The 4875-nt window shown below is 66.5% G+C and carries 4 protein-coding genes and 1 pseudogene; all 5 read left to right on the top strand.

The features are described from left to right. Positions 1–252 (top strand): annotated as a pseudogene (locus QZ609_RS24610) (GNAT family N-acetyltransferase); the annotation flags it as partial. 402 nt (positions 253–654) lie between these two features. Next, a complete protein-coding gene (locus tag QZ609_RS24605) occupies positions 655–2298 on the top strand; it encodes a methyl-accepting chemotaxis protein (RefSeq protein ID WP_295500493.1) in 1644 nt (547 codons plus the stop codon). Between the two features lie 85 nt (positions 2299–2383). Then, the gene (gene cysC / locus QZ609_RS24600; RefSeq protein ID WP_295500491.1) at positions 2384–3115 is read left to right on the top strand and encodes an adenylyl-sulfate kinase; all 732 of its coding nucleotides are present in this window, start codon (positions 2384–2386) and stop codon (positions 3113–3115) included. Then, on the top strand, positions 3102–4124 hold the full coding sequence (locus QZ609_RS24595; RefSeq protein ID WP_295500489.1) for a hypothetical protein: 1023 nt from the start codon (positions 3102–3104) through the stop codon (positions 4122–4124). The genes cysC and QZ609_RS24595 overlap by 14 nt, the downstream gene beginning before the upstream one ends. Further along, the coding region (locus QZ609_RS24590) for a sulfotransferase (protein ID WP_295500487.1) at positions 4121–4875 on the top strand (755 nt) is incomplete at its 3' end. The genes QZ609_RS24595 and QZ609_RS24590, both read left to right, overlap by 4 nt.

Genomic DNA, 4875 nt, shown 5'->3' with positions numbered 1-4875 from the left:
ATGCATTGCCTGTCGCGCAACGCGGCCATGATGCACATCGCCAAGAAGGCCGGCATGCGCGTGCAGTATGCATACGGTGAAGCCGACGCCTACCTAGAACTGCCGCCCGCCGACACGGTGAGCCTGCTGACCGAGGCCGTCGACGAACAGATCGCCGACCTCGACTACCTGCTCAAGCGCAACCTGCGCGACGTGCGCCGCTTCGGCCAGCGCTTCTGGCGCTCGCTGGTGCCAACCAAGCGCACGGTCTAAGCGCCCATCCGCATCCGTCTCGCCGCCTCCGTCCTGTGAGGCGGCATGCTTGTCTCCCCCCTCTTCCTTGCCGCAGGCGGCTGACGTGCGCAGTGGGCACTGACATCGCCTGTGCCATGAGCGTACGCGCTGCTCCAGACCCGACCGCCTCGCGTTTTGGAATGCCGCGGCCATGCAGGTCACGTCGCACCGATCACGCATATTGCCGAGAATTCAGACCGATTAACATCTGATTTGAATCTGCATTAATTCACGCAGGCCGTTTACGCACCAATATCGGGAAACCTATTCAGTTTTCTCCATAGCAAATAACTTATTTGGCCTAACCCTTGCCAAAAACCTAAAGTTCACCGATGGCAATTCGATAAGCAGGATTCAAGAAATGCCATCTCGGGGGATCCGATGAACTTCTCGCGCATGCGGGTCGCAACCCAGCTCGGCCTGGGTTTTGGGCTTGCCATGGTATTGCTGGCGCTCGTGACGCTATTTAGCCTCAACCGAATGGCGGATTTTCGGCGGCTGATGCAGGAAACCACGGAAATCAACGCGGTCGAGGGCAAGCTCGCCACCAAGATGAATACCAGCGTGACCGAACGCGCGCTGGCCTACCGCAACCTGATCCTGCTGGACCAGCCCGACGAGATCCAGATCGAATTCAAGCGGATCGAGAAACAGGCCCAGGAATATGGCGACGCCCAGGACAAACTGGGCCGCATGTTCTCCACCATTCCCGACACCACGGCCGACGAAAAATCGCTGTTCGACCAGATCAAGCAGCAGGCCGCGCTGGCCGCACCGATCACGGCCCGGGTGCAGGCGCTGATCCAGGCCAACCAGAAGGACGAGGCCTACAAGGTGCTGCGCTTCGAATTCCGCCCCATCCAGAAGAAATGGTGGGAGCTCATGGGCCAGTTGGTCGCGTTTGAAGACAAGCTCAACGACCAGAACACTGTCGACGCCAAAGCCAGCTACACCCTCAGCCTGACCTGGCTGCTGGTGCTGGCGGGCCTGGCGCTGGCGATCAGCCTGATCGCCGCCATGCTCATCACGCGCGGCCTGCTCAGGCAGCTCGGCGGCGAGCCGGGCGACGTGGCCGCGATTGCCGGCGAAATCGCCCACGGCAACCTGACCGTGGCCGTAGCCGCGCGCGACGACAACCCCGCCAGCGTGATGATGGCGATGCGCACCATGCGCGATGCCCTGGCCAAGATCGCCGGCCAGGTGCGCGCCAGCACCGACACCATCGCCACTGCGTCGGACCAGATCGCCACCGGCAACTTCGACCTCTCCACGCGCACGCAGGAACAGGCCTCCGCGCTGGAGGAATGCGCCGCCTCGATGGAACAGCTCAACGCCACCGTCAAGCAGAACGCCGACAACGCGCGGCAGGCCAATACGCTGGCCTCCGCCGCGGCCGGTGTTGCCACCCAGGGCGGCTCGGTGGTGGCGCAGGTGGTGGACACCATGGGCGCGATCAACGAGGCGTCGAAGAAGGTGGTCGACATCATCGGCGTGATCGACAGCATCGCCTTCCAGACCAACATCCTCGCGCTGAACGCGGCGGTCGAGGCCGCCCGTGCGGGTGAGCAAGGGCGCGGCTTTGCCGTGGTGGCCAGCGAGGTGCGCAGCCTGGCGCAGCGCTCGGCGGCGGCGGCCAAGGAGATCAAGGCGCTGATCAACGACTCGGTGGACCGCGTGGACGCCGGCAATGCGCTGGTCGAGCAGGCCGGCAGCACCATGCACGACGTCGTGACCAGCATCAAGCGCGTGACCGACATCATGAGCGAGATCCTGGGCGCCAGCGAGGAACAGGCCGGTGGCATCGACCAGATCCACCACGCCATCGCGCAGATGGATGAAGTCACGCAGCAGAACGCCGCGCTGGTCGAGGAAGCCGCCGCGGCGGCCGAATCGATGCGGGAACAGGCGGGCCAGCTCGTGCAGGTGGTCAGCGTCTTCAAGCTGGCCGACGGGCACGGCAGCGCCAGACCGGCACAGGCGCAGCTTGTGGTGCCGCGCCGCCAGCCGGTGCTGCGGCCGGCCTGAGCAGCGCGCGGCGAAGGCGCCAACGGGCGGCGGGCTTGGCACGCCGCCTTGTCGTCATGGTTGTCACCCGAAGGAAGGCCGCGTTATGCAGACCAGCACGCTGACTCGCCACGTTGACACGCCCGAAGCACGGCAACCGGAGCCGGCCCATGCCGCCGCGCCTTCGGCATCCTCACTGACGCCGGGCGGCGCGCAACGCAGCGCCCCACCCAACGTGTTCTGGCACGCCGGCCAGGTGACCGACGCACTGCGCGCCCAGCAATTCGGTCACCTGCCCATGACGATCTGGCTCACGGGCCTGAGCGGCGCCGGCAAGTCGACCCTCGCCTACGCGCTGGAAAAACGGCTGTTCGATGCCAAGCAATCGTGTGCGGTGCTCGACGGCGACAACATCCGCCACCACCTGAACAGCGATCTCGGCTTCTCCGAGGCGGATCGCAAAGAGAACATCCGTCGCATCGCCGAGGTGGCCCGGCTGATGAACGACGCCGGGCTGATCGTCATCACCGCCTTCATCTCGCCCTACCGTGACGACCGCGCCATGGCGCGCAGCATCGTCAGCGAGGATCGCTTTGTCGAAGTGCATGTGAGCACGTCGATGGACGTCTGCGAAGCGCGCGACCCGAAGGGGCTGTATGCCCGCGCGCGGCGCGGGCAGATTCCGCAGTTCACCGGGGTGTCGTCGCCGTATGAGGCGCCCATCGCCCCAGCGCTCTGCCTCGACACCGGCACGCTATCGCTAGACGCCGCCACGGCGGCGCTATATCGCCACGTCCTCCAGCGCATGCGCATCGGGGGCGATCATGGCGCCGCCTAGCGCAGCCGAACACGCGCCGGCCTACGACGTCTTCAATGGTGACGCCGACGGCATCTGCGCGCTGCATCAGCTGCGGCTGGCGCAGCCGCGCGCGGCGCGCCTGATCACCGGCGTCAAGCGCGACATCGCGTTGTTGCAGCAGGTGCCGTGCGAGGCGAGCATCGACGTGACGGTGCTGGACGTGTCGCTCGATGCAAATGCCGACGCGCTGCGCCGCATCCTCGCGGCCGGCGGCCGAGTGACCTACTTCGACCATCACTCGGCACGCCAGGCCTTCACACACCCGGCGCTGCAACTGATGTGGAGCGATGCCTGCGACGTCTGCACCAGCCTGCTGGTCGACCGCCATGTGGGCGGGCGCTTCCGCCACTGGGCGATCGTGGCAGCGTTCGGCGACAACCTCGCGCCGGCGGCCCAGGCGCTGGCGGCCGAAGCCGGGCTGTCCGCAGACCAGACCTGCGCGCTGGACGAGCTGGGCTGCCTGATCAACTACAACGCCTACGGCGAATGCATCGACGACCTGCATATCGCGCCGGATGCGCTGTACCGCGCCATCCGGCCGTTCGCCGATCCGTTTGCGTTCATGGCCGAGTCCCCGCTCTTCCGGCGGCTCGCGCTAGGCTACCGCGACGACATGGCCCACACGGCGGCGCTCATGCCGGTGCTGCAGTGGGCCGCGGGGGCGATCTACGTGTTGCCGGACGCGCCGTGGGCGCGCCGCGTGTCGGGCGTGTTCGCCAACCAGCTCGCGGCCACGCGCCGTGCGTCTTCATTTGCCGTGCTGACTGCCTGCCCGAGCGGCGCGTATGTCGTGAGCGTACGCTCCGGCGCGCCCGACGCGTGTGCGGCCGACCACCTGTGCACACGCTTCCCGACCGGCGGCGGTCGGCGGGCCGCCGCCGGCATCAACGTGCTGCCGGCGGCGGAGCTGGATGCCTTCATTGCTGCGTTTTCCGACCACTTTGCCGTGCACGGCACGCCCAGACACTCACAGGAGGATTCCCGATGACCGCCATCGCCAGCACCGACACGCGCCGCGCCCAGACGTCCCGCCCGCGCCCGGTCCTGATGATCCCGCTGCGCCGCTGCGGCAGCCACGCGCTGCGGCTGCGGCTGAACTTCAATGCGGATTTCTATTCGCCGTATCCGCTGCACATCGTCGACTTCATGCCGCTGGTGCCGCTCTACGGCGACCTGGAAGACGACCGCACCTACTTCCGCCTGGTGACCGATGTGATCGGCCTGCAGGCGGCCAGCATGGTCAAGTGGCCCGGCGTGGTATTCGATCCGGTGGAGGTGTTCGAGGCCATCCGTTACGAAGCGCGCAGCGTGCACCGCATCGTCTGGGAGCTACTGCTGCGTGCGGGTGAGCAGCATGGCGCGCGCGTGGTCATGGACAAGTCGCTCGACAGCGTGCACTACGCCGACGCGCTGATGTCGCTGTTCCCCGACATGCTGTTCCTGAACGTGGTGCGCGACCCGCGCGCGCAGGTGGCGTCGATGAGCAAGGCCATCATCCACGACTTCGACACGCTGCTGAACGCGCAGACCTGGGTGGCCACCCACCGCGCCGCCAACGCGCTCATTACGAAGCACCCCGAACGCACGCTCACCCTCCGCTACGAAGATTTCCTCACACACCAGGAAGACACCCTGCGCCGCGTCTGCGCCTTCCTGCAGATCGACTACCTGCCGCAGATGCTGGACGTGTCGGGCTCGACCGAGGCGAAGCAGATTTCGCAGCTCTCCGCGCTGTGGAC

The sequence above is a fragment of the uncultured Ralstonia sp. genome (assembly GCA_913056305.1).
Lineage (GTDB): Bacteria > Pseudomonadota > Gammaproteobacteria > Burkholderiales > Burkholderiaceae > Ralstonia.
Note: the sequence above shows the minus strand (reverse complement) of the source record. Positions and strands in the feature narration are given on the sequence as shown.